The sequence below is a fragment of the Brevundimonas sp. GW456-12-10-14-LB3 genome, assembly GCF_059424365.1.
On sequence record NZ_JBWKZJ010000011.1, the window covers coordinates 31,127 to 56,547 of the forward strand.

General features: G+C 65.4%; 19 protein-coding genes and 2 tRNA genes. 5 read left to right on the forward strand and 16 right to left on the reverse strand.

The window, feature by feature from the left end; translation table 11 throughout:
* Window positions 1-117: 117 nt before the first annotated feature.
* The 4 genes from AC07XS_RS06760 to AC07XS_RS06775 form a co-directional block, all read right to left on the reverse strand.
* The gene (locus tag AC07XS_RS06760; RefSeq protein ID WP_182714285.1) at window positions 118-2,847 is read right to left on the reverse strand and encodes a valine--tRNA ligase; all 2,730 of its coding nucleotides are present in this window, start codon (window positions 2,845-2,847) and stop codon (window positions 118-120) included.
* Between the two features lie 103 nt (window positions 2,848-2,950).
* Window positions 2,951-3,574: a DUF2497 domain-containing protein gene (locus AC07XS_RS06765; protein ID WP_182714286.1), complete on the reverse strand. Its 624-nt coding sequence runs from the start codon at window positions 3,572-3,574 to the stop codon at window positions 2,951-2,953.
* Between the two features lie 158 nt (window positions 3,575-3,732).
* Window positions 3,733-5,268 (reverse strand): TolC family outer membrane protein, encoded by a 1,536-nt coding sequence (locus AC07XS_RS06770; protein ID WP_182714287.1) that lies wholly within the window; start codon window positions 5,266-5,268, stop codon window positions 3,733-3,735.
* Between the two features lie 136 nt (window positions 5,269-5,404).
* Window positions 5,405-6,034 (reverse strand): protein-L-isoaspartate O-methyltransferase family protein, encoded by a 630-nt coding sequence (locus AC07XS_RS06775; RefSeq protein ID WP_182714288.1) that lies wholly within the window; start codon window positions 6,032-6,034, stop codon window positions 5,405-5,407.
* Between the two features lie 134 nt (window positions 6,035-6,168).
* Between AC07XS_RS06775 and AC07XS_RS06780 the strand changes: the two genes are divergently transcribed.
* Window positions 6,169-6,242, forward strand: a tRNA-Cys gene (locus tag AC07XS_RS06780).
* Window positions 6,243-6,498: 256 nt separating this feature from the next.
* Here the strand turns inward: AC07XS_RS06780 and AC07XS_RS06785 are convergent.
* Entirely contained in the window at window positions 6,499-7,323 is an 825-nt protein-coding gene (locus AC07XS_RS06785) for a TrmH family RNA methyltransferase (RefSeq protein WP_182714289.1), read from the reverse strand.
* Between the two features lie 62 nt (window positions 7,324-7,385).
* Between AC07XS_RS06785 and AC07XS_RS06790 the strand changes: the two genes are divergently transcribed.
* Window positions 7,386-7,460, forward strand: a tRNA-Asn gene (locus AC07XS_RS06790).
* A 100-nt stretch (window positions 7,461-7,560) separates the two neighbouring features.
* Here AC07XS_RS06790 and AC07XS_RS06795 read toward each other — a convergent pair.
* The 7 genes from AC07XS_RS06795 to cyoA are packed head-to-tail and all read right to left on the reverse strand — an operon-like array spanning window position 7,561 to window position 14,449.
* Entirely contained in the window at window positions 7,561-8,097 is a 537-nt protein-coding gene (locus AC07XS_RS06795) for a response regulator transcription factor (RefSeq protein ID WP_152950306.1), read from the reverse strand.
* A complete protein-coding gene (locus AC07XS_RS06800; RefSeq protein WP_152950307.1) occupies window positions 8,094-9,431 on the reverse strand; it encodes an ATP-binding protein in 1,338 nt (445 codons plus the stop codon). The genes AC07XS_RS06795 and AC07XS_RS06800 overlap by 4 nt, the downstream gene beginning before the upstream one ends.
* On the reverse strand, window positions 9,428-10,177 hold the full coding sequence (locus AC07XS_RS06805) for an SURF1 family protein (protein WP_321208060.1): 750 nt from the start codon (window positions 10,175-10,177) through the stop codon (window positions 9,428-9,430). The genes AC07XS_RS06800 and AC07XS_RS06805 overlap by 4 nt, the downstream gene beginning before the upstream one ends.
* A 21-nt stretch (window positions 10,178-10,198) precedes the next feature.
* Window positions 10,199-10,594, reverse strand: a complete 396-nt coding sequence (cyoD, locus tag AC07XS_RS06810) for a cytochrome o ubiquinol oxidase subunit IV (RefSeq protein ID WP_152950309.1) — start codon at window positions 10,592-10,594, stop codon at window positions 10,199-10,201.
* On the reverse strand, window positions 10,591-11,217 hold the full coding sequence (gene cyoC / locus AC07XS_RS06815) for a cytochrome o ubiquinol oxidase subunit III (RefSeq protein ID WP_054765835.1): 627 nt from the start codon (window positions 11,215-11,217) through the stop codon (window positions 10,591-10,593). Before cyoC ends, cyoD begins: the two co-directional genes overlap by 4 nt.
* Before the next feature lie 3 nt (window positions 11,218-11,220).
* A complete protein-coding gene (cyoB, locus tag AC07XS_RS06820; protein ID WP_054765836.1) occupies window positions 11,221-13,221 on the reverse strand; it encodes a cytochrome o ubiquinol oxidase subunit I in 2,001 nt (666 codons plus the stop codon).
* A 13-nt stretch (window positions 13,222-13,234) separates the two neighbouring features.
* Window positions 13,235-14,449 carry a ubiquinol oxidase subunit II gene (cyoA, locus tag AC07XS_RS06825; RefSeq protein ID WP_182714290.1) on the reverse strand — a complete coding sequence of 405 codons (1,215 nt, stop codon included), beginning with the start codon at window positions 14,447-14,449 and terminating at the stop codon, window positions 13,235-13,237.
* A gap of 213 nt (window positions 14,450-14,662) precedes the next feature.
* Here cyoA and AC07XS_RS06830 point away from each other — a divergent pair, with 213 nt between their 5' ends.
* Window positions 14,663-16,027, forward strand: a complete 1,365-nt coding sequence (locus tag AC07XS_RS06830; protein WP_152950312.1) for an MFS transporter — start codon at window positions 14,663-14,665, stop codon at window positions 16,025-16,027.
* Between the two features lie 151 nt (window positions 16,028-16,178).
* Here AC07XS_RS06830 and AC07XS_RS06835 read toward each other — a convergent pair whose 3' ends face one another.
* A complete protein-coding gene (locus AC07XS_RS06835; protein WP_182714291.1) occupies window positions 16,179-19,034 on the reverse strand; it encodes a TonB-dependent receptor in 2,856 nt (951 codons plus the stop codon).
* 302 nt (window positions 19,035-19,336) lie between these two features.
* On the opposite strand from AC07XS_RS06835, the gene AC07XS_RS06840 reads away from it, so the two are divergent.
* Window positions 19,337-20,893 carry a carboxylesterase/lipase family protein gene (locus AC07XS_RS06840; protein WP_182714307.1) on the forward strand — a complete coding sequence of 519 codons (1,557 nt, stop codon included), beginning with the start codon at window positions 19,337-19,339 and terminating at the stop codon, window positions 20,891-20,893.
* Window positions 20,894-20,898: 5 nt separating this feature from the next.
* On the opposite strand, the gene AC07XS_RS06845 is transcribed toward AC07XS_RS06840, so the two are convergent.
* The 3 genes from AC07XS_RS06845 to AC07XS_RS06855 all read right to left on the reverse strand — a co-directional run bounded on the left by AC07XS_RS06845 (window position 20,899) and on the right by AC07XS_RS06855 (window position 24,157).
* Window positions 20,899-21,897 carry an alpha/beta hydrolase gene (locus tag AC07XS_RS06845; protein WP_182714292.1) on the reverse strand — a complete coding sequence of 333 codons (999 nt, stop codon included), beginning with the start codon at window positions 21,895-21,897 and terminating at the stop codon, window positions 20,899-20,901.
* Between the two features lie 53 nt (window positions 21,898-21,950).
* Window positions 21,951-23,237: an MFS transporter gene (locus tag AC07XS_RS06850; protein ID WP_152950316.1), complete on the reverse strand. Its 1,287-nt coding sequence runs from the start codon at window positions 23,235-23,237 to the stop codon at window positions 21,951-21,953.
* 83 nt (window positions 23,238-23,320) lie between these two features.
* Window positions 23,321-24,157 (reverse strand): fumarylacetoacetate hydrolase family protein, encoded by an 837-nt coding sequence (locus AC07XS_RS06855; protein ID WP_182714293.1) that lies wholly within the window; start codon window positions 24,155-24,157, stop codon window positions 23,321-23,323.
* Window positions 24,158-24,325: 168 nt separating this feature from the next.
* Here AC07XS_RS06855 and AC07XS_RS06860 point away from each other — a divergent pair, with 168 nt between their 5' ends.
* Window positions 24,326-25,375 (forward strand): LacI family DNA-binding transcriptional regulator, encoded by a 1,050-nt coding sequence (locus tag AC07XS_RS06860; RefSeq protein WP_227975925.1) that lies wholly within the window; start codon window positions 24,326-24,328, stop codon window positions 25,373-25,375.
* The last annotated feature ends 46 nt before the right edge of the window (window positions 25,376-25,421 follow it).

Sequence of the window (25,421 nt, forward strand, 5' to 3'; positions counted from 1 at the left end):
CCACGGGGGAGGGGGACCGCGAAGCGGTGGAGGGGGCTCGATCCAAGGCTGGTGTCCGGGGCAGGGCCCCTCCACCACGCTGCGCGCGGTCCCCCTCCCCCGTGGGGGAGGATTGGGTCATCCGATCTCGCTGAGCCGCGCCAGCGCCGCCTGCAGCTTGACCTTGCCCGCCTCGGCCTCGGCCAGTTTGGCGCGCTGCTCCTCGACCACTTCGGGCGCGGCGCGCGACACGAAGTTGGGATTGCCCAGCTTCTTGTTCACATGGCCGATATCGGCGTCAAAGACGGCGATCTCCTTTTCCAACCGCGCCCGTTCGGCGGTCAGGTCGATGATCCCCGCCAGCGACAGCGCCGCCGTCGATCCGCCCGAGACGAAGGTCACGGCCCCCGTCGGCGCGGCGTCCGCCGAACCGACCTCGGACACTCGGCCCAGAGTCAGGATCAGGTCGCGATGGCGTGCGATCCGCTCGGCCGTGGCGGCGTCCGGCGCGACGAAGGCTAGCGGCGCCTTGGCCGACGGCGGCACGTTCATCTCGGCCCGCAGCCCCCGGATTTCGCCGACCAGATCGACCAGCCAGCCGATCTCGGCCTCGGCCGAGGCTTCGATGAAGCCGTCCGGCAGCACCGGCCATTCGGCGCCGATCAGCAGGGTCTCGCGCGCCGGCCCCTCCTTGCCCAGCTCGGCCCACAGCTCCTCGGTGATGAAGGGCATGACCGGGTGCAGCAGCTTCAGCGTCTGGTCCAGGGTCCAGGCCGTCATGGCTCGCGTTTCGGCCTTTGCGGCCTCGTCCGAGCCCTGGAAGATCGGCTTGGCCAGCTCCAGATACCAGTCGCAGAAGACGTTCCAGACGAACCGGTACAGCGCCCCGGCCGCATCGTCGAACCGCCCGCCCTCGATGGCCTCCGACACGGCCCGCTCGGCCTTGGTCAGTTCGCCCCGGATCCAGCGGTTGATCGTCTGTTCGACGGTCGCGGGATCGAAGCCCTCGACGCGGGCGCAGCCGTTCATCTGGCTGAACCGGGCCGCGTTCCACAGCTTGGTGCCGAAGTTGCGGTATCCCTCGATCCGCTGCTTCGACAGCTTGATGTCGCGCGTGCCAGACAGGATGGCCATGGTGAAGCGCAAGGGATCGGCGCCCAGTTCGTCGATGATTCCCAGGGGGTCGATGACGTTGCCCTTGGACTTCGACATCTTCTGGCCCTTTTCGTCGCGGACCAGGCCGTTGATGATGACCCGCTTGAACGGGACCTCGTCCATGAAGTGCAGGCCCATCATCATCATCCGGGCGACCCAGAAGAAGATGATGTCCGCCGCCGTGACCAGGTCGCTGGTCGGATAGAACCGCTCCAGATCCTCGGTCTTCTCGGGCCAGCCCATGGTCGAGAACGGCCACAGGGCCGAGGAGAACCAGGTGTCCAGCACGTCCTCGTCCTGGGTCAGGGCGACCTCGGAATCATAGTCCGCCATCGCCAGTTCGCGGGCGTCTTCTTCCGTCTCGGCGACATAGATCTCGCCGTTCGGACCGTACCAGGCCGGGATCCGGTGGCCCCACCATAGCTGGCGGCTGATGCACCAGGGCTCGATGTTCCTCAGCCATTCGAAATAAATCTTCTCGTACGACTTCGGCTCGAACACCGTCTCGCCCTGCTCCACCGCCTTCAGCGCGGGCTGGGCCAGGACCTTGGCGTCGACGTACCACTGGTCCGTCAGCCAGGGCTCGATGACCACGCCGGAACGGTCGCCGTGCGGCACCACATGCTTGGTCTTCTCGATCTCGCGCAGCCAGCCCTCTTCCTCGGCGCGAGCCACGATGGCCTTGCGCGCGGCGAAGCGGTCCATGCCGACGTATTCGGCCGGGATTTCCGGCACGTCGTCGGCGACGATCCGGGCGAAGGCGTCCATGACGTTCAGGGCCGGCAGGCCGGCGCGCTTGCCGACGCCGAAGTCGTTGAAATCATGCGCCGGGGTGATCTTGACCGCGCCCGAGCCCTTGGTCGGGTCAGCATACTCATCAGCCACAACGGGAATACGGCGTCCGGTGATCGGCAGGGTCACGAACTTGCCGACCAGCCCCTTGTACCGCTCATCCTCCGGATGAACGGCCACGCCGGTGTCGCCCAGCATCGTCTCGGGCCGGGTCGTCGCCACCACGATGAAGTCGCGCGTCTCCCATTCCGTCGCCTCGCCGTCCTCGTCAAAGGCGACGGGGTGTTCGTAGGTGACGCCGTCCGCCAGCGGATAGGCGAAATGCCAATAGGCGCCGTCCACCTCGCGCTGCTCGACCTCCAGGTCCGAGATGGCGGTCTGGAAATGCGGATCCCAGTTCACCAACCGCTTGTCGCGATAGATCAGGCCCTCCTTGTGCAGTTGCACGAAGACCTTGCGCACGGCCGCGTTCAGCCCCTCGTCCAGGGTGAACCGCTCGCGCGACCAGTCGCACGAGGCCCCCAGGCGGCGCAGCTGGCGCACGATGGTCCCGCCGCTCTCGGCCTTCCACTCCCAGACCTTGTCGATGAAGGCGTCGCGACCCATGTCGCGCCGCCCGACATTTCCGGCGGCGGCCAGCTGGCGCTCGACCACCATCTGGGTGGCGATGCCGGCGTGGTCCGTACCCGGCAGCCACAGCACCGCCTTGCCCTTCATCCGGTGATAGCGGGCCAGGATGTCCTGAAGCGTATTGTTCAGCGCATGGCCGATGTGCAGGCTGCCCGTCACGTTCGGCGGCGGAATGACGATCGAATAGGCGCCCTCGGCCCCTTCCGCGCGGGGCGCGAACAGGCCGCTATCTTCCCACTGGGCGTACAGGCGGGGTTCGGCGGCCTGGGGTTCGAAGGTCTTTTCGAGCATGGGTCTTCTTTGATCGTTGTCGTGCGGCCAGGGCGCGGCCTTGAATGACAAAGGGCGGCCCCTTCAGGAGCCGCCCCTCGATAGTCTGAGGTGAAGCGAAGGGCTAGGCGCTGCGCGCGATGCGTTCGACTTCCCTCTGTACCGCCGCCTGGACGATCCCCGGCAGATTGTTGTCCAGCCAGTCCTTGAGCAGCGGACGCAGCATTTCCGCCACCATCGCCTCGACCGTATTGCCGCTGACGAAGCTCATGTCGCCTCCCGCCGGCGCAGGCGCGGCCTCCGGCTTCTTGAAGCTGGCCGCCAAGCCCGCAAAGGCCGAGGCGGCGCTGGCGGCGGCGCTTTCGCCAACCAGGGCATCATAGCCGCTGGACGCCGCAGGCGCCGGCTCCATCGCGGCAGGGGCCTCTTCAACGGCTTCGACCACATCCAGATCGCCGATGCTCTCGGCGGCAGGCGGCGCTTCATAAAGCTCGGTCAGCTCGAGAACGTCTTCTTCCGCAGCCGCTGGCTGGGGCTCGGCATCGGCGACCGGCTCCGGCTGGGCGGCGAAGATGGTCTCGGCCGGTTCCGGCTCAGGCTCCGGCTGGGGTTCCGGTTCGGGGGCGGCTTGCGGCTCCGCCGCCGCAGCAGCGGGGGTTTCCGCCGGCGCCTCGTCTTCGGAGATGATCCGGCGAATAGACGCCAGGATCTCCTCCATGGTCGGTTCCTGCGCGGGCTGATCGGTCATGGCTAAACCTTGGAGAGACCTGGAACAAACTGAGACACGACGCCAGACGTCGCGACACGCCCCGAAAAGACTGCTGATCCCCCCGGCCGCCCGTTTGTCGTCGCACCAACGCCCGCCGGAATCAACGGGCGTTTTAGGCTTGAAGGCTGATCAGAGGCTCAATTCTGCGGCGCCGTCTCGACAACTTCGCTTTTCAGCTGGGCGTCGATCGCGGCGTCGGGCGCATCGTCAGCGTCCACGACGGGCGGCGAGGCCACCCGGTCCAGCGCCTCGATCACGCCGTCCCAGGGCAAGGCCCCGCGATTGCGCACGCGGTCGTAGTTGGCCTTGGCGTCATAGGCTTCCAGCGTCGGGTTCAAGGCAGGCCCTTCCAACTGTCCCATGGCCGACAGCAGCGAGGCGCGGGCGACATATTCGGCGGCGCGGGCACTGGCCAGGGCGGTCTGGGCCGAGCGCAGAGCCACTTCCTGGTTCAGCACGTCCAGAGTGGTGCGAAGGCCCACCTGGGCCTCCTGCCGCACGCCCTCGGCGGCGACGGAGGCGGCGCGAACCGCCTCGTTCCCCGCGGTGACGTTCGCCCGTGTGGACAGAACCTGGGCGTAGGCGGAACTGACGTTCTGCAGGATGGTGCGCCGTTCGGCCTCGATGGCGATCTGGGCGGCGTTGGCCTGTTCCAGGGACTGGGCGACCCGCGAACGGTTCAGGCCGCCGGTGAACAGCGGCACCGACAGGGTGGCGCCGGCCGTAAAGCTGCGGCGATCCGCCAGCTCATCCAGATTGCTGAGGTCGGTCGCCGTACCGCCGTAGGAGGCTGTCGCACGAATGGAAGGCAGATATTCGGCGCGCGCCGCCGCCACCGCCGCCTCGGCCTGCTGAAGCCGGTATTGCGCCGCCAGAAGACCGGGGTTGCGCGCCAGGGCCACCTCCATGGCGGCGTCGAAATCGGCCGGAATCGTCGGCAGGACGGGGGCGGCCTCCAGGTCGGTCGGCGACTGGCCCACCACGGCGGCATAAGCGGCGCGCGAGGTCGACAGTTGCGCCCGCGCGCTGGCCAGGTCGGCCTGCGACTGAGCCAGGGAGGCTTCGGCCTGGGCCACGTCGGTGCGGGTGATCTCCCCCACCTCGAACCGTGCGCTGGTCTCTTCCAGCTGGCGCTGAAGAACCGACAGATTCTCCTCGCGAATACGCAGGATCTCCATGTCGCGGGTGACGTTCACATAGGCCTGGATCACCGCCAGCATGACCGACTGTTCGGTACCGCGCAGGGTCTCCCGGCCCGCCAACACCCCGGCGCGGGCCTGGTCGATCGCTAGGGCGCTGCGTCCCGCCGTCCAGATGTTCTGGGACAGGCTGACCCCGGCCGTGGCGCCGTCGCTCTCGCTCGACGAGCTGGAGACCTGGGTGTCGGGCACGCCGTCATTGTTGGTGTCGACAAACTGGGTCACGGTCGGAAAGTCGTTGCGGGTGTAGCTGGCCCCCACCGAACCGCTGAGCGTCGGCCGCAGGCCCGACCGCGCCTGAACGACCGTCTCGTCCAAAGCCCGCTGGTTGGCGCGTTGCGCCAGCAGGTTCGGATTGGTGCGATAGGCCAGGGCGATCGCATCCTGGAGGGTTTCAGCCCAGGCGGGCGCGCCCAGTCCGGTCACGAGAGCAACCACAGCGGCCGAAGCCAGGGTACGCGAGCGTTTCAACATTGTCCGTCCTTGCCTGACGCCCCCGCGAGCGTCCGATGTTCTTCAGCGTAACTGCGGCTTCCGCCCGTTCCACGCCAGTTAAGTTTTTTTCACGCTCACCGCCGAGTCCAGGCTGCACCCGGGCTTACCGTCGGTTTCACAGGGCGAAACTGGGCGCCGGCGTCAGTTCCGCCAGGAGGGCCGGCGACGAATCGAACAGTTCGCGGCGAGACAGCCCTTCTCGGCCCTTGGTGTAGAGGGCCGCCTTGCCGATAGCGCCACGACGCTCGACCAGAACCATCCGACCGCCGATCCGCAGGGCGGCGCCCCAGGCGTCCGGCAGGGCGGCGACGCCGCCTTCGCAGACGATCAGATCCCAGCCCTCGCCGACCGGTCGGCTCAGCGGGGCCAGGGCCGTCGCGACGCCTTCCACCTCCAAAGGCGCCCCGACAACGTCGAACACCGCCTGTTCGGCTTCCTGAGCCGTCACCGTCAAGCCCATGCGCGCTAGCACCGCCGCAGCATAGGGCGCCGCTATGGCCAGGGCCTTTTCGCCCTCGCGGGCGTCGGCGGCCTGAAGCAGTTTCGACAAATCCCGCGCCGGCATCAATCGACGGTCGGCCGCGATCTCGACCTCAGCATCCGAATAGGCGGCGAAGATCCGGTCTGGCGCGCAATAGTTCTCGCGCGGCACCGCCATCATCGCCTTGTGGATCTCATGGCTGGTGACATCGTTCACGCGAACCTGGGAATCGACCATGGCCTTGCGCTCGGCAGTGAAATCCATCTGTGGTCAGCCTTCAAACGGGAGGGGGAGAGGAATTATCGCGTGCTTATAGTTCCGTGCGTTGCAGCGGACAATCCGATCTGATAGCGAACGCCCCTCGCGATGACCGCCCCCGAGTGATCGGGGATCACAGCGGCCTGATGGCGGAGTGGTGACGCAGAGGACTGCAAATCCTTGCACCCGGGTTCGATTCCCGGTCAGGCCTCCATCGCGAAGAGACGCTGCACTGAAAAGGGGCGCGAACCGCACGGTTCGCGCCCCTTTTGTCTCAGCCGCCGATCCGAATCAGACCGGTGCGGTGATCCACCCGATCGCACCGGCCGCGCCCAAGGCGGCGACACCCAAGGCGATAGCCAGAGCGACCCTGGCGTTCCTGTTCAGAAAGTACAGAAGATTCATGATCAGCCCCCCCAGCAGGCCGATGGTCGCCACAACTTCGTTCGACACGCAAGGTGAATAGAAGGTTAACGCTTAAACTCTGGGTGATCTCCGTTCGATGTCATCTGATACAGAGCCAGGGCGCTGGTCGCCGCGACATTCAGCGAATCAAAGCCGCCCGCCATGGGAACGCCGACCGCCCGGCATCGACCGATCACCTCTGGGGGCAGGCCCGGCCCTTCGGATCCCAACACGACGGCCACCGGTCCGCTGCGACGATAGTCGGCCAATCGCTCGGTCGCCGAGGGCGTCAGCGCCAGCACCTCGACGCCGGCCGCTCGAAGCGCCTCGACCAAGGCTGACGCCCTGGTTCCCACGGCGAATGGGGTTCGCAGCACGGCCCCGACGGAAACCCGAATGGCCTTGCGATAGAAGGGGTCGCAACAGAGGTCGTCCAGAAGAACCGCCCGCGCGCCAAAGGCGGCCGCATTGCGGAACAGGCCGCCCATATTGTCGTGATTGCCGACGCCGCAGGCCACGACGAACACATCATCTGCTCGCACGTCGCACAGCAGGGCCTCGACGGAAGCCGCCGCCGGCTTCTCCCCCAGGGCCAGGATGCCGCGGTGCAGGGCGAAGCCCGCGATCCCGTCGAGCACCATCTGGGACGCCGCATAGACGGGGACGTCGGCCGGAAGGGTCGCGATGATGTCCGCCAGCGCCTCGACGCGCTTCTGCGCCAACAGGATCGCGCGTGGACGGCAGCGTGAAGCGGCGGAGGCTAGAACGCGCAAAACCACCTCGCCCTCGGCCACGAACAGCCCTTCGCGGCCGGTCAGGTCGCGTTCGCGGATGTGGCGAAAGCCGGCGATCCTCGGATCGTCAGGGTCATGGATGGAGATCGTGCGCATTCGTCATTTTCCCCATTGCACGAATCGAACGGCCGCTGCTATAGGCCCGCCTCCCGAGCAGTTCCGCGGTAGCTCAGTGGTAGAGCAGCCGACTGTTAATCGGCTGGTCGTAGGTTCGAATCCTACCCGCGGAGCCACTCGGGATTAGTCGCCGACGCGATCGGCGGCGCCCCCTTCCCTCCACATCCGATCGCTCACCGCCGCCTTTGGCATGCGACGACGACCTCAGCCTGTCGATCAGGTGACGCGGCGCTTCTCCAGCTTTCGCGCCAGCGTGCGGCGGTGCATGCCCAGGCGGCGGGCGGCCTCTGAGATGTTGAAGTCGGTTTCAGCCAGGGTCTCGTGAATGCGTTCCCATTCCAGAGTCTTGATGGAGGTGGGACGAGTAGTCAGCGGCGTATCGGCGTCGCCTGCGGACTTGCCGAAGGCGGCCTCGATGTCGTCGGTGCTGGCCGGCTTGGCCAAGTAGTGACGGGCGCCCAGTTTGATGGCCTCCACCGCCGTCGCGATACTGGCGAAGCCGGTCAGGACGACGATGTTCATCTCGGGGTCCAGCGCATGCAGGGTGGAGACGCAGGCCAGGCCCGAGGCGCCCCCCAGTTTCAGATCCACTACGGCGAAGCCGGGCCGATGCGTCTTCAAAACCTCGCCCATCTGGTCGGGGCCGTCGGCGCTGACGACAGTGTAGCCGCGACGCTCGAAGGATTTCCGCAGGGTGCGCGAAAAGGACTCGTCGTCCTCGACGATCAACAGCACGGGGGCTTCATCGCTCATGGAAGTTCTCCAGCAGAATTATCCTCCGGCGCCAGGACGTCGATCGGGACGGTCAGCCGCACCTCTCCCCCGCCTGCGGCGGGATTGGACGCTTCGACCACGCCGCCGAGGGAGCGGATCACATTGACCAGCAGAAACAGGCCCAGGCCCGCGCCAGGGCGATCCTTCGTCGTATTATAGGGCTTGCCCAGCCGCTCAAGAACCGTGGCGGGGAAGCCCGGCCCATTGTCCCGCAGCGTGACCTGCAAACAGCCTTCGGTCACCGTGGGCGTGACGATGACCCGCCGGGCGCCCGCCTCGACCGAATTGTCGAACAGGACGCTCAGAACCTGTCGCAGGGCCGGGTCGGCGATGATCCGTGGATCGAGTCCGTTCCACGGCGTCAGCTCCACCTTCACGCGGCTGTCCCGCGCGCCCCAGCCGTCGGCGACCTCGCGCAGAAATCGCACCAGGGTAGTTTGGGTCGGCGCCTGTCCCCTCGCCTCTCCGGCCGACATCAGAATGCCGGTCACAATGGATTTGCAGCGCTCGACCTCGGCCTGCATCACCTGCATGTCCTGGATCAGATCAGCGTTGGCCTTCAGGAGCGGCATGCGACGCCAGTCGCTGAGGATGACAGAAAGGGAGGCCAGGGGCGTCCCGAGTTCATGGGCTGCGCCGGAGGCGAGCAGGCCCATGCGGACGATGTGGTCCTGCTCGGTCGCCTGCTGTCGGATGTCCGCCAGATAGGCGTCTCTGGCTCTCAGGTTCTCGGTGATCCGGGTGATGAACAGGACCAGCAAAACCGCCATTAGCAGAAAACAGATCAGCCCACCCGCGAGATAGAGGCTTAAGCCCCCGCCATGCTCTGCGGGAAGGTCGAGCGGCCGGTTGAACAGGCCAAGCCCGCCGAAACACAGGCTGGTCACGACGATCAGCGACCAGGCGTAGGCCGGCGCCAGAAGCACGGCGCCCAGGACCACCTGCAACAGATAGAGGGCCACGAATGGATTGGCCGCGCCTCCCGTCAGGAAGAGTTGCCATGTCAGGGCGGCGACGTCGGCGAGAAGCGCCAGCATCAGTTCCTGATCGGATATGGCGTCGCGCCTCTGGGTCAATGGAATGCTGATCAGGTTCACCACCACCAGACCGGCCGGGGCGATCAGCAGCCAGCCGATCGGAACCCGAATATCCATGAGGAAGTGGACGATCAGGATGGTGGCGATCTGTCCCGCCACGGCCAGCCATCGCAACTGCACCAGAAGGCGAAGATTGCGGCGGTTTACGGCTTCCTGAGACACCGCCGTCTCGCGCCAGTCGCCCATTCCGAACAGGCGCTGCAAGACCGAGTTCATGGCGCCGCCCGTCGGCGTCGCGTTTCGCGCGCCAACACGCCGTATCCGACCAGGGTCAGCAAGGCCATGCCGAACCAGGTGAGGGCGTAGACGAGATGAGAGTTCGGAAAGGCGATAACGGTCAATCCGCCGCGCGGCCATCCGTCCGGGTTCGGTCGGGCGTCGGCGTCGATGAAATAGGGTGCGGCGTTCGACAGGCCGCGCGCCGCCGCAATGGCCGCGACGTCGCGCGAATACCAGCGCCCCGCGCCGGGATCATTGGCGCGAAGAAAGCCGCCTCCGGGCTCGGTGACGCGCAAAAGACCCACGACGGTCTGCGGACCGCCCACCTGCGCGCCGCTTCGAGTCTCGGGCGCGCGCCTCTCGGGGGTAACGAAGCCCCGGTTGACCAGAACGGTGAAGCCTTGCGTCGTTCGCAGCGGCGTCAGAACCCAGAAGCCGGCGCCATAGTCGGTCACCGCCTGAACCAGGGTCTCGCGGCCATGATCGAACACGCCGCGGACCATGACCCGTCGGTACTGATCATTGGCCTGAGACAGCGTCGCCCAGGCGGCGGGGCCCGGCGCCGGCTGAGGGGCGGCGTGAACCCGGGCGTCCACCTGTGCGATCAGCTCGGTCTTCCACCTCAGCCGCTCGAGCTGCCAGACGCCAAGGGCGACGAAGCCGGCGAACAGCAGGGCCGCCCCCAGCCCGGCCCAGAGGAGAACCGGGGAAGTACGCCGCGCGATGGACTGCCGGGCCTGGATGGCGGTCTCCTAGCCGTCCTCTCAGGAGGACATCTGGCTCATGTCATGGGTGGAGGGCATCATATTGGTGTTCAAATGATACATGACCCACAGCGAGCCCGACAGGGCGATGACCACGACGATGATCGTGAAGATCAGGGCCAGCATGGTCCAGCCCCCTTCGGACTTCGAATTCATGTGCAGGAAGTAGATCATGTGCACCACGATCTGCACCACGGCGAAGGCCATGACGATCAGGGCGGTGGCCTGGGTCGGCAGGACCCCGGTCATGACCAGCCAGAAGGGGATGGCCGTCAGGATCACCGACAACACAAACCCGATGAGATAGCTCTTGAAGGAGCCGTGATTATGCCCCTCGTGGCCCAGGTGGTCGGTGTCGTGGGACTCCGGCGAGTGGTCGTTCTTGTCGGCGCTCATCGAACCATGCCCAGCAGATAGACGAAGGTGAAGACGCCGATCCAGATGACGTCGAGGAAGTGCCAGAACATCGACAGGCACATCAGGCGGCGCTTGTTGGCGGGGATCAGCCCCTTCCAGCTGACCTGGACCATCAGCGTCACCAGCCAGATGATGCCGAAGGTCACGTGCAGGCCGTGGGTGCCGACTAGGGTGAAGAAGGCCGACAGGAAGGCGCTGCGTTGCGGCGTCGCGCCTTCATGGATCAGGTGGGCGAACTCGTAGAGCTCGATCCCCAGGAAGGCCAGACCAAACAGGCCAGTGACGGCGAGCCAGATCAGCGTCTGGCGCGTCTTGTTCTTGTCCATCGCCAGCATGGCGAAGCCGTAGGTGATCGACGAGAACAGCAGCATGGCGGTGTTGACCGCCACCAGCTCCAGGTCGAACAGCTCCTTCGGTCCGGGACCTGCGGCATAGTTGCCCCCCACGACGCCGAACACGGCGAACAGCATCGCGAAGATGAGGCAGTCGCTCATCAGATAGAGCCAGAAGCCCAGCATGGTGCTGGAGCCTTCCTCGTGATGCGGCTCCTCTTCCAGGTGGAAGACGTTCGGGTCGTCGATCTTGATCGCCGTCGCGCTCATGGATCAGCCCTCCGTTCCGGCCAGGAGGCGGGTGCGCGCCTCTTCGGTCGCGCGGACCTCATCCGCAGGGATGTAGTAGTCGCGCTTGTAGTTGAAAGTATGGGCGATCGAGACCGCCAGCACGCCCAGGAAGCTGAGCGCCGCCAGCCACCAGATGTACCAGACCAGGGCCAGGCCCATCACCAGGCACAGGCCGGAGATGATGACGCCGGCGCCCGTGTTCGAGGGCATGTGAATGGCCTTGTAGCCGCTCAGCGGGCGCTGATACTTCTTCTTCTTCATGTCCCACCAGGCGTCGGCGTCATGGACGACGGGGGTGGAGGCGAAGTTATAGGCCGGCGGCGGCGAAGAGGTCGCCCATTCCAGCGTTCGGCCGCCCCAAGGGTCGCCGGTCGTGTCGCGCAGCTTGTCGCGATTGATGATCGACACCGCGAACTGGATGAACATGGCGGCGATGCCCAGGGCGATGACGCCCGCGCCGATGGCCGCGATCACGAACCAGATCTGCAGCGACGGATCGTCGAACACGCGCATCCGGCGCGTCACGCCCATCAGACCCAGAACGTACAGGGGCGCGAAGGCCAGCCAGAAGCCGGGCACCCAGCAACAGAAGCTGACCATCCCCCAGAACTTGTCCAGCTTGAAGCCGAAGGCCTTGGGCCACCAGAAGTTGATGGCGGCGAACAGGCCGAACAACACGCCGCCAATGATGACGTTGTGGAAGTGGGCGATCAGGAACAGCGAGTTGTGCAGCACGAAGTCGGCCGGCGGCACCGCCAGCAGCACGCCCGTCATACCGCCGATGACGAAGGTCAGCATGAAGGCGACCAGCCACATCATCGGCAGTTCGAAACGAATGCGGCCACGATACATGGTGAACAGCCAGTTGAAGATCTTCGCGCCCGTCGGGATCGAGATGATCATCGTGGTGATGCCGAAGAAGGAGTTCACCGAGGCGCCTGAGCCCATGGTGAAGAAGTGGTGCAGCCACACCAGGTAAGACAGGATGGTGATGACGACCGTGGCGTAGACCATGGAGGTGTAGCCGAACAGCTTCTTGCCCGAGAAGGTCGAGGCGATCTCCGAGAAGACCCCGAACAGCGGCAGGATCAGGATGTAGACCTCCGGGTGACCCCAGATCCAGATCAGGTTCACGTACATCATCGGATTGCCGCCGAAGTCGTTCGTGAAGAAGTTGGTGCCGACGTAACGGTCCAGCGTCAGCAGGGCCAGGACGGCGGTCAGGACCGGGAAGGACGCCACGATCAGCACGTTGGTGCACAGCGAAGTCCAGGTGAAGACGGGCATCTTCATCATGCCCATGCCGGGCGCGCGCATCTTCACGATGGTGGCGATCAGGTTGATGCCGGACAGGGTGGTCCCCACCCCCGCGATCTGAAGCGCCCAGATATAGTAGTCGACGCCGACGCCGGGGCTATAGCCGATCCCCGACAGCGGCGGATAGGCCAGCCAGCCCGTCCGGGCGAACTCGCCGACGAAGAGCGAGGCCATTACGATGACGGCGCCGGCCGTCGTCATCCAGAAGCTGAAGTTGTTCAGGAAGGGGAAGGACACGTCGCGCGCGCCGATTTGGAGCGGCACGACATAGTTCATGATGCCCGTCACCAGCGGCATGGCCACGAAGAAGATCATGATCACGCCGTGGGCGGTGAAAATCTGGTCATAATGGTGGGCGTTCAGATAGCCCTCGGATCCGCCGAAGGCCATGGCCTGTTGCAGGCGCATCATGATGGCGTCGGCGAAGCCGCGCACGAACATGATCAGACCCAGGATCATGTACATGATCCCGATCTTCTTGTGGTCCACGGTGGTGAACCACTCCTTCCAGAGATAGCCCCACAGTTTGAAATAGGTCAGGGCGCCGACCAGGGCGGCCCCGCCGAGCACGACGACGACCATGGTCGCCAGCACGATGGGCTCGTGCGGCAGGGCCTCGAGCGTCAGCCGCCCGAAGATAAGGGGAATGAGGGTGTCAGCGTTCATCGACTGTGTTCGCTCAAGCGTTGGGGGCGGAACGGACGTCGGTCGAAACCGCCCCCGTCGATTGTTGTGATCGGGACAGCGCCGCCATCGGCTGTCCCTGAAGCGACAGGCCCTGCCCCATCAAAGGAGCCAGGCTGACCGGGGCGCTGACCGAATCCAATTCAGCGCGGCGAATACGCTCTGCGGCGGCCGCCTCGGCCTGCAAGGGGGTGCAGATGGTCATCACATAGCTGTCGTCGGAGCCGAAGACGGCGGCGTTCTTCCCGCGGCCGGCGTATTTGTCGTAGACCAGCGGCATGGTGTTGCGCACCGAAGCCATGGTGAGGCCGCCCTTGCGGTCGATCTGCATCATCTCGCCCATGCACATCTTGCCGGGCTCGACACACATATTGAGGATGGCGTCCCACAGTCCGCCTTCGACATTGGCGAAATAGAGGGCCGGGACCTTCTCGCTGGGCTTTTCCAGTTCCAGATAACGCTCGCGGTCCAAGGCCTGACCGCCGCGCCGCACGCCGGCGATCCAGCCGTCGAACCCGGCCTGATCGACCCCGTGGAAGACGAAACGCATGTGCGAGAAGCCGTCGCCCGAATAGTTGGCCGAAAAGCCCTCGTAGTCGCCGGGCCGGTTGATCACGGCGTGCAGCTTGGTCTCCATGCCGGGCATGGCGTAGATCTGACCCGCCAGGGCCGGAATATAGAAGGAGTTCATCACCGAGGAGGAGGTGATGTGGAACCGGATCGGACGATCCACCGGCGCAGCCAGTTCATTGACCGTCGCCACCCCGTACTGCGGATAGATGAACAGCCACTTCCAATCCAGGGCCACCACATTGACCTGCAGGGGCTCGACGTTTTCCGCCACGGCCTGCCCCGGCTTGATCCGGTCGATCGGGCGATAGGGGTCCAGGAGGTGCGTGCCCGCCCAGGTCAGGGCGCCCAGGCAGATGATGATCAGCAGCGGCGCCGCCCAGATTACGACTTCCAGATGGGTCGAGTGGTCCCAGTCGGGCTGATATTCGGCCTCCTTGTTCGACGCCCGGTACTTCCAGGCGAAGAAGACGATCAGAGCCATCACCGGCACGATGATCAGCAGCATCAGCAGGGTCGACACCATCAACAGGTCGCCCTGCTGCTGGGCGACGTCGCCTGCAGGTTTCAGGACGACCAGGTCGCAGGCCGACAGCGCGGCTGCCAGGGGCGCGAGCAGAAGTAGGCGCAGAAGGCGCAAGACGGCTCCAATCGGAAAACGTCGGACAAGGGGGAGGAGTCGCGACGGTTGGCGTTCGAATTCGGCCCGATAGTCAGCTTCGATGCGGAACGACATTGGACAATCTGTCCTATCCCCTCGGACCGCCTTTCATCGCAAAGGGCGCGCGGTCATAATACGGCGTCTGAGCCGTGATCTTCCAATTTTACCCGTTTTACGGAGCGATGCCAGCCCATGTCCGCCTCGACGACCCCCTCGTCAGAGTCGCTGGAACGCGACGCCGCCGCCCTCCATGCCCGTCATGACCATAGCCATGGCAAGGTGGACGCCGGGGAGATCGCCATTGGTGTGATCATCGGCCGCACGTCGGAGTTCTTCGACTTCTTCGTCTACGCCATCGCCTCTGTCGTGGTGTTCCCGCAATTGATCTTTCCCTTTGCGGGTCCGATCGGCGGCACCCTGCTGTCCTTCGCCGTGTTCGCCCTGGCCTTCCTGGCGCGGCCTCTCGGCACCGCCCTCTTCATCGCCATCGACCAGAAGTTCGGGCGCGGCGCCAAGCTGACGACCGCTCTGTTCCTTCTGGGCACTTCGACCGTCGCGGTCGCCTTCTTGCCGGGCTACGAGACGATCGGCATCGCTGCGGCCGTCCTGCTGGCCGTCTTCCGCATCGGCCAGGGCGTCGCCCTAGGCGGCGCCTGGGACGGGCTGGCGTCGCTTCTGGCCCTGAACGCGCCGGAGAACCGGCGCGGCTGGTACGCCATGATCCCGCAGTTGGGCGCCCCGATCGGATTGATCGTGGCCTCCGCCCTGTTCGCCTTCTTCCTGAACACCCTGTCGGCCGCCGACTTCCTGGATTGGGGTTGGCGCTATCCGTTCTTCGTCGCCTTCGCGATCAACGTCGTGGCCCTGTTCGCGCGGCTTCGGATCGTCGTCACCCCCAGCTTCCAGAAGCTGTTCGAGACGCGCGAACTTCAGCCGGTGCCGGTCCACACCGCTGTTAAGGCCGAGGGTCCGCGCATCGCCATCGGCGCCTTCGCGCCCCTGGCCAGCTTCGCCATGTTCCACATGGTCACCGTCTTCCCCCTGTCCTGGGTCTTCCTGTTCACGCAGGAGACGCCGGTGCGCTTCCTGCTGATCGAAATGGTCGGCGCCGCCTTCGGTCTTCTGTCCATCCTGGCCTCGGGTCTTCTGGCTGACCGTTACGGCCGCCGGACCCTGCTGGCGATCACAGCCGCCGGCATCGCCGCCTTCTCGGGCTTTGCGCCTCAACTGCTGAACGGCGGCGCGATCGGCGAGCTGACCTTCATGATTTCCGGCTTCATCCTGCTGGGCCTGTCATTTGGCCAGGCCTCGGGTCCGGTGGCCTCCAGCTTCTCCCTGGCCAACCGCTACACGGCCTCGGCCCTGACGTCAGATCTGGCCTGGCTGTTCGGGGCCGGGTTCGCTCCCCTCGCCGCTCTGTGGATCTCCAGCCAGTTCGGCCTGATCGCCGCCGGCGCCTATCTGCTGTCCGGCGCGATCTGCACCCTGGTCGCCCTGTGGATGAACCGCGAGCTGGCCCGCAGCGCGTCGGATAAGCAACGGGCCGCAAAGGCCTGATCACCAACCGATCTGACCTTCCAATCCCGGTTCCGCCTTGCGGGACCGGGGTTCTTGCTGCGTGAAGGCCAAACTCAGGGCCTTTCATGCAAAACGGGCGATGCCTAAGCATCGCCCGTTCGGCCGCACGATGGACAGGAAGCCCCGTCGATCAGAAGCGGTAGCGCGCCCCGATGTAAATCTGGCGGCCGGTGTGATGGTAGACATAGGTGCTGTCGCGCGATCCGCCTAGGTCGCCGTGGTTCTGACGGTTTTCCTCGTCCGTCAGATTCAGCCCCTCAACCGACAAGCTGAGGCTGTCCGTCAGATTGTAAGAGGCAGAGGCGTCGATCGTCGTCGTCTCGGACTTGCCCTGGAACGGAATCAGACCCGCCGCGCCGTTTGAACCCGGGACATTCTGGTAATAGGCGTCGCGGTAGGCGGCTGAGACCCGCGCGTTCAGCTTGCCGTCGTCATAGTAGAGGGTCGCGTTCCAAGCCTCGGGCGACAGGTTCACCAGATCCTCAGTCACGATGACGGTGCAGCTCGCCGTGGTGCAGTAGTCGATCTCAGACTCGACGTGGGTGTAGTTCAGCAGCGCGCCGATGTTGGACAGCGGCCCCGGCAGGAAGCTGAAAGTCTGCTGGTAGCTGATTTCAAACCCCTTCAGCGGCCCCCCTTCCGTATTGGTAGGGGTGCTGAACACATAGGGCGAACCGGGCGGCCGGGTGGAGACCGCCGGGAAGGCCACGGGATTGAGCGCCGTCAGTTCGCCGTAGGTCAGGGTCTGCTGGGTCGTCTGCACGAAGGTGGAGATGTCCTTGTAGAAATAGGCGAAAGACAGCAGGGCTTCGGGCGCGAAATAATATTCGACCGACAGATCATAGGTCTTGGCGCGATAGGGCTCCAGTTCGACGTTTCCAAGCGAGGCGGTGTTGCTCGATGCGTTGACCGCGCTCAGCGCGAAGACCGGAACAAGGCTGGTGACCGGCGGACGCGACATCACCTTGGCGGCGCCGAAGCGGACGATCAGGTCCTCCATCGGCTCAATCGCGACGTTCAGCGACGGCAGGGTGTCTTCATACTCGTTCTGGCCCGTCACCGGCGTCGCCACCCCGCCGACGTTGGAATAGCCCAGGGCTTCGACCTCGGTCTTGACCTGACGCACGCCGACATTGCCGCGGACCGGCAGGCCCATGATCTCCAGATTCCAATCCGCCTGAACGAAGCCGCCCGTGTCGGTCTCCGTCACCTCGCGCCAGTTGCCGTAGGTAGAGGGGTTGCCGTTCAACCCGATCAGACGGAAGTCGCCGCCGGCGACCCCGGTGTCGCAGTTGCAACGATAATCCCAGACGGTTTGCAGCGCCTCCAGGTCCGGACGGATCCAGGATGTCGCCGCCCCGGCGGGCAGGTCCAAATTCTTGCCGAACCCGGTCCGCAGATCCGTCACATCCGCCATGGTCACCCCAGCCGGAAGCGCCGGCGCGCCATTCGCCAGCCGCGCAAAGGCCCGGCTGCTTGATTCATATTCCTTGCGGCTGACGCCCGCCTTCAGGGTCAGACGCTCGCTCAACTCGAACGCAAGATTGGCTTCGCCGGTGGTGTAGACATTGTCCTGAAAGTTGGCGCTGGAGCGCAGCTCGGACCGGGGCTGGGCGCCGGTCGGGCCGACGATGGACCATTGCGCCGGATCGGTGACGTCAAAGCCCCAGTTGATGGCCGGAAGATTGCGATTTTCCCGGAAATCATAGGAGTAGCCGTCGACATTCTGTCGGTCGATGATGGCGCTGACCTGCACCGGATTGCCGAAGCTCGATTCCGCCCGGCCAATCAGGCCGTTGAACCTCAGTCGGTCCGAGAACTCGTGTTCGACCGCAAAGGTCATCTGTTTGAACTCAGTCTCCAGGACGTCGAACCGCTGCTCGCTGCGGATGTCCATGTCGTCGAGCCGGGCATAGGTCATCTCGCCGGTGTCGGGATCGATTGCAAAATCGACGATATCCACCTGGGGCTTGCCGCCTTGATCCGCCCCTCGACTGAGGGACCAGGCTTGCAGGAAGTTCTCGCTGCGGGTCGAATCCAACTTGGAGTAGAGCATATCCAGGGTGAACAGGGTCGGCCCGTTGCCGGGCCGCGCCTGAAGCGAAAGGGTCGCGCCGAGCCGCTCTTGACCATGTTCAAGGCTGCCGTAGCGCGGAATACGCGGATGATAGGTGTTCGCCGGGCTGGGCAGGACGCTGCCGTTCTGGAAACCCCCGTCGGCGCTGGCCGGACCCCAACGGACGGAGCTGAAGCCTTCTTCCAGGCTCTCACGTTCGCTGTAGGCGATGGAAAACAGGGCGCCCAGCTGATCGTCGGCCCAGGTGTTGGAGATCAGGCCCGCGAAGCGGGGGCTCCAGTCTTCCGACAGGTCATTGTAGCCGTACTGGCCAGACAGGGCGCCTTGGAAGCCCATCTTGTCGAAGGGTCGGCTGGTCCGAAGGTCCACCGTGGCCCCCAAAGAGCCCTCCTCCACCTCGGCCGAGGAGGTCTTGCGCACCGTGATATTGTTGAAGAGCTCCGAGGCGAAGACGTTGAAATCGAAGCCCCGCCCTCGGTTCACGCCGCCGGAAGAATCGGTCGCCCCGGTGGAAGCCTGGGCTTCGATGCCGTTGATCCGCGTCCGGGTGAACTCCGAACTTAGACCCCGGACGGTCAGGGTGCGGCCTTCGCCGGCGTCGCGGTCAATGGAGACGCCGGGAATGCGCTGGATCGACTCGGCGAGGTTGGTGTCGGGGAAGTCAGCGATGTCTTCAGCCGAGATGGCGTCCACCACGCCCGCCTCGCGCCGCTTGATGTTCAGGGCGTTCTGAAGGCTGGCCCGAAAACCGGTGACCACGATCTCGTCAACCTCAGTGGCGTTCTGGAGCTGAGGCGCGGTCTCGGTCGCCTGAGCGGCGGCGTCGTGCGCCATGAGCGCGAGGGTCAAGGCGCCGAGCGATGCGGTCGCGGTCAGGGCGCGTTGGGCGAATTTCTGGCGTGGGGTCATCTGGCTTTCTCCTCCCGTTCATGGCCCTCGGAGATCAATCGCCTCCGTTCAGCCGCCCGCTGCTGGCGGACGACACCGGTGTCAGCTTTGGTTTGCCAAAGTACTGCTACCGGTGTCATAGTTGTTGTACGCACAGTCGCCTTTCTATTGCAAGACGGACCTCTGACGGGTTTTCGCGGCCCGCGCATCATAGGCAAGGCGGCCTTGCCGACCATTACCGACCGGGCGACAGAACACCGGCGACAGGGAAGGACATCAGGTTGAAGCAGCCCCTCTCCAGCAGTTCCGCAGAACAGACGTCCATGACGCGGCGATCGGCCTTAGCGGCGGGTTTGAGCGCCGCCGTCATAGCGCAAACGGCGACGGCAGGGCCGCGCGCGTCGGCGCCGCGCGTCACGACGACGGCTGGGCCCGTCATCGGCCTGCGAGAAGGAGAACTCAGCGTCTTCAAGGGGATTCGCTACGGAGCCCCGACACGGCGATTTCGGCCGCCCGAACCGCCCGCGCCTTGGCGGACGCCGGTCCTCGCCGTCCAGTTCGGCGCCGCCGCTCCTCAACGCGGGGATGAACCCAACCAAAGCGAAGACTGCCTTTTCTTGAATGTCTGGACCCCTGGCGCCGACGCCGCTCGGCGGCCGGTGATGGTCTATATCCATGGCGGCGCCTACGCCACCGGCTCGGGCTCGCATCCCCTCTACGACGGCTCGCGACTGGCCGCAGAGGAGGATGTGGTCGTGGTCACGCTCAATCATCGCCTCAACGCCTTCGGCTACGCCTATCTGGCGCGGCTCGTTCCGGGCTTTGAAGACTCCGGCAACCTCGGTCAGCTTGACCTGATCCTCGCGCTGAGATGGGTTCGCGACAATATCGCGGCCTTCGGCGGCGATCCCAATCGGATCATGCTGTTCGGCCAGTCCGGCGGCGGCGCGAAGATCGCCACCCTGATGGCCATGCCGGCGGCGGAAGGCCTGTTCCACTGCGCCGCCACCATGAGCGGTCAACAGGTCACGGCGTCCGGGCCGATCAACGCCACCACTCGCGCTGTGACCTGGTTGAAGGCCCTGGGGCTGACGCCCGATCGCGCGGCCGAGGCGGCGACCCTGCCGGTGGAACGCCTGCTCGAAGCCCAGGCGGAGCAGGACCCGATTCTCGGGTTCGGCGGACTGTATTTCGGCCCGGTTCTGGATTTCCGCGCCCTGCCCCGACATCCCTTCTATCCGGACGCCGCGTCCTCGGGTCTCAAGACGCCCATGATCATCGGCAATACCCGCGAGGAGACGCTGGGCTTCATGGGCGACGATCCCAAAAACCAGAATCTGACCTGGGACACGCTGCCGGGTCGATTGACGCCGTCCGTCATGCGGATCGACGTCGCGCCTGAGGTCGTCGTCGACGCCTATCGTCGCATGCATCCCGACTGGTCGCCCGACCAGGTGTTGATCGCCGCGACCACGGCCGGCCGATCCTGGCGTGGGGCGGTGATCGAGGCCGAGGAACGCGCCAAGGCCGGAGCGCCCGCCTGGGTCTATCAGCTCGACTTTCCCGGCGTCATGGCCTCGGGCCGCAAGGGCGCCTTCCACACGGCGGACATCCCCCTGGTCTTCGGAACCGTCGCCTCGCCTGAATCCCGCGTGAACGGTCCTGGCGCCGAGACCGTCTCGGCGGCCATGCGAAAGGCGTTCGCCGCCTTGGCGCGGGACGGTGATCCGAACCACCCGGGCCTGCCGCGCTGGGACCGTTACGAACTGCCACAGCGCCAGACTCTGCTGTTTGATGTCGAGCCACGCATGGCGAACGATCCCAGGGGCGACGAGCGCGCCTTCTTCGCCGCCATTCCCTATATCCAGCCCGGAACCTGACCCGCCTAGAGCGGCACGTTCAGCCGACCGGCCCAGGCCCGGACCAAGTCAGGCCAGACCTGGGCGGGCCGGCCCTGGATCAGACGTACGCCGAAGCCGTGGCCGCCTTCTTGAAAGATGTGCGCCTCCGTCGGCACGGCCGCAGCCTTCAGCGTGCTCAACAGTTGAAGGCTGTTCTCGACCGGGACCGCCAGGTCGTCCATGGCGTGAAGCATGAAAACCGGCGCGGCGTCCCGCCAATCCATCGCCTCCAGAGAATAGGCCCTGATCTGGTCCGCTGCAGGAGCCTGGCCCAGCAGATGGGTTCGCGAACCCTGGTGGGCGTGGGGGTCAGCCATGGTGGCCACCGGGTACATCAAGACCGTCAGGTCGGGCCTTAGCAAAACGGCGTCTTCGGCGTCGATGGCGGGATAGGTCTCATCGCGCCTGGCGCTGAGCAATCCTGCGAGATGCCCGCCCGCAGAGGCCCCGAGGACGCCAATCCGCGCCGGGTCCACTCCATAGACGTCCGCGCGGGAGCGGATCAGCCGCATCGCCCGTTGCGCATCCTGTAGCGGGGCGTCCGGCCCGGCGGCCCAACCATCCGCCGGAAGTCGGTAGCGAAGCACGAAACAGGTCGTACCGGTCGCCGCGAAGACGCGGGCGACGTCGTAGCCCTCTTTGTCGAGAACCGCCCAACGGTAGCCGCCGCCCGGGATCAACAGCAGGGCCGAGCCGTTGGGCCGTGCCGGCCGAAAGACTGTCAGCATAGGATCATCGGTGTACTGGGCGTAGCGGTCGTGAAAAGCCGGATCGGTCGAACGCTCCGGCACGATCGGCGTGAGCCGCACCCCCTCCGCGCCCGGCGCGCCGCGGGGCCACAACCGGATCGTTTCGTCGGGGTCGGGCGGCGCGGCCGCCTGCCGCTCTCCAGCAGAGAAAGCCTCGGCCGCCGCCGGTCGTCCGAACGCCAGCCCGCCTGCGGCCAAGACCAGGCCGAGCAGATGTCTTCGAAGCAGCTTCATCTCTTCATCCAAAAAGAAGCGGGCGGACGAGTGATCGTCCGGCCGCGCTTTGATCAGACCTTGGCCGGAGCGTACTTCGGCGAAAGCAGATGCACCACCAACAGGGCGATCAGATAGGCTGAAGCCGCCACGATGAAGATCGGCGTATAGGTGCCGATCTGCTCCAGCACATAGCCGGCGTACTTCGCCATCGCCATGCCGCCGATGGCCCCCAACATGCCCCCGATCCCGACGACCGAACCGACCGCCGAGCGCGGGAAGACGTCGCCCGGCAGGGCGTAGAGATTGGCCGAAAAGCCCTGGTGGGCCGCAGTGGCCAAACCGATGATGCCGACCGCCACCCAGAGGTTGGACGCCATGGCGGCGAAAGCGACCGGGACGGCGCACAGGGCGCAGATCAGCATGGTGATCTTGCGGGCCCTATTGACGCTCATGCCGCGGTGCATGAAGCGAGACGACAGCCAGCCGCCGCCGACCGATCCCACGTCCGACAACAGGTAGATGGCGACCAGCGGGGGGCCGAAGGATTTCAGATCAAGCCCGTAGGTTTTGCCGAGGAAGTCCGGCAGCCAGAACAGGAACATCCACCAGATGGGATCGATCAGGAACTTGCCCAGGGCGTAGGCCCAGGTCTCCTTAACGCCCAACAGTTTGGTCCATTTGACCTTTTCAACGACATCGGCAGGATCCTGCTCGATATAGGCCAGCTCGGCGGCCGACAGCCGCTTCTGTTCGCGCGGCCGGCGATAGACCAAAAGCCAGATCGGCAGCCAGATTAGGCCCAGCAGGCCGGTGATGACGAAGGCCAGTTGCCAGCCGAAGGCCAGAACCAGACCCGGAACGATCAGGGGCGTGACAATGGCGCCGATATTGGTGCCCGCGTTGAACAGGCCCGTCGCCAGGGCGCGTTCCTTCTTGGGGAACCACTCGGCGACGGCCTTGATGCCTCCAGGGAATCCGCCGGCCTCGCCGACGCCCAGGAGCATGCGCGCCATCATGAAGTGCGACAGATCCCGCGCCGCACCGTGCAGGATGTGGCCGATCTGCCAGATGCCGAATGCCACGCCCAAGCCCCAGCGTGCGCCGACGCGGTCCATGATCCGGCCCCAGAGCAGATAGGCCACGGCGTAGGAGGCCTGGAACCAGAAGACGATGTCGGCGTAGTCGGTCTCCGACCAACCGAACTCGGTTGACAGCATGGGCTTCAAGAAGCCGATCATCTGGCGATCGACATAGTTGATGACCATGGCTGCAAACAGCAGCCACATGATGATCCACCGATACTTGCCCGGCGACGGCGCCTTGATCTCAATCGGTCCTGCGCTTGACGCGTCGGTCATGATTATTCCCGTTCCTGATGGTTCCTCACGCGTCCCGGCTCTCTCGTCCCTCAACGGCGGCCAGGTTGACGTGTTTAAGAAGATTACTGCGCTTCAGCCCTCACGACCGAGCAATGGAGTTCGGCAACGCCCCTGAACACGCATACGGCCTGATCCCCTGCATGGACCCGGTGTACGCCGGTAACGGCGCCGGTGGAGATCAACATGCCGGCCTTCAGCGGTCGGCCCCATCGGGCGCAATGCTCGGCCAAGAAACGGACGGACTCCATTGCGCCGCCCTGAAGCGACGCAGAACCGCCGACGCCGACGCTCTCGCCGTTGACGAAGGTTTCGACCTCGATCGCCTCCAGCCGCTCGCGCCAATCCGCCAATTCAGGCCCGATGATCAGGCCGCCGTTGTTGCCGAAGTCTGAGGCGACGACTGCGGAGCCCAGGTCATTGATCGCCGACAAGGGGCTGCCCGCCAGTTCGACGCCCACGAAGATCTTGTCGATCGCCGCGACGGCGTCCGCCAAGCTCCAATCCGTCTTGTCGGGGTCCAGATCATGACCGATGCGGGCGATGAACTCGGACTCGACGGCTGCAAAGCCGCCCTCGATCTCCGGCAACGCCGTCGCAGCGCCTTCAACGTTCGCCCAAACATTGCGTGCAAAGATGGCGCCGGCCAGTCGGTGAATCCCCAGCTCCGGCTGCTGTGAAGGCGGCACCCCGCCGACCTTCCATCCGACGACCTTGTCGGGAAACCGCTCTATGGCGGCGGACTGGATCGCATAGGCCTGGACCATGTTTTCGGGAATCCGGCCTGGATAATCCGGCGTGGCGCGGCAGGCGAGCCGCGCCGCCACGAAGCGCGCCGCGATCTGATCCGGCTCTGCGGCGACAGAGGCCGTCCCGATTTCGGCGATCGGCGTCGCGCTCATGACGCGACGCTCACGAATGAATAGGTGCGGATCAAGGTAAGGCCTCGCAAACAGGCCGCGATAAGAGCGAGGGAGGAAACCGGTGTCAATGCGCTTTGAAGAGGTTTGTAGCGTCCGGCGCGAGTCGGCGTTATGGCTGAAGCTCGACAAGAAGGAAGGAGCCGCACCTTGGCTCAAGACGATCCGCGCCCCGGCAAGACGGCTAAGCGGGCCACCATCAACGACGTCGCCCGCGTGGCGGAAGTGTCCAAAAAGACCGTTTCGCGCGTGATCAACCAGTCGCCGTTCGTGCGCCAGGACACGCGGGAACGGGTCAATGCGGTCATCAAGGCGTTGGGCTTTACGCCCGATCCCCAGGCGCGCGGGCTGGCGTTCCGCCGCTCTTTCCTGATCGGCCTGATCTACGACAACCCCAGCCCGACCTATGTCGTCAATATGCAGCAAGGCGTGCTGGACGCCCTGAAGGGTTCGGGGTTGGAACTTGTCGTCCATCCTTGCAACCGCAACTCCCCTACTCTGCTTGAGGACATCCGAGGCTTCGTGGAGCGGCAAAGGCTCTATGGCGTCATCATGCCCCCTTCGGTGTCTGAGGACGAGGCGGTCATCGCGCTGTTGCGCGAACTGGATTGCCCCTATGTCCGTATCGCCTCGGTAGCCCTGGACGAGCCGGCGTCGATGGTGGTGACGAACGACGGGATAGGGGCGGCTGAGGCGGCGAATCACCTTGCCGACCTGGGCCACCGGCGGATCGGTCTGGTTCGCGGGCCGGACCTGTTCCGATCGTCGGCGGTGCGAAGCAAGGGCTTTATCGACGCCCTGTCGGCGCGCGGGATTCCACTGGCGCCCGAATACGACTTCAAGGGCGCCTATACGTTTGAATCAGGTGTTGAAGCCGGCCACGCCCTGCTTTCCTTGGCCCACCCGCCCAGCGCCATCTTCACCCTCAACGACGACATGGCGATCGGGATCATGCAGGCGGCCCGCGAGCGGGGGCTGGAGCTGCCGCGCGACCTTTCGATCGTCGGGTTCGACGATCTGCCCATGGCCGCGCGGGTCTGGCCGAACCTGACCTCCGTCCGCCTGCCGATTCGCGACATGGGCCGCATGGCGGCCGAGAAGCTTCTGGCGCCCATGCGCGGCGTGGACGCGGCACAGTTGAAGCAGCCGGAAGTCCGACCTGCTCTCGTGGTGCGGAAATCCGCTATTCCTGCGGCTTGAAAAAGCCTTTCCCAGAGGCGGCCGGCGCAGTTCACGCGCCGGCCGA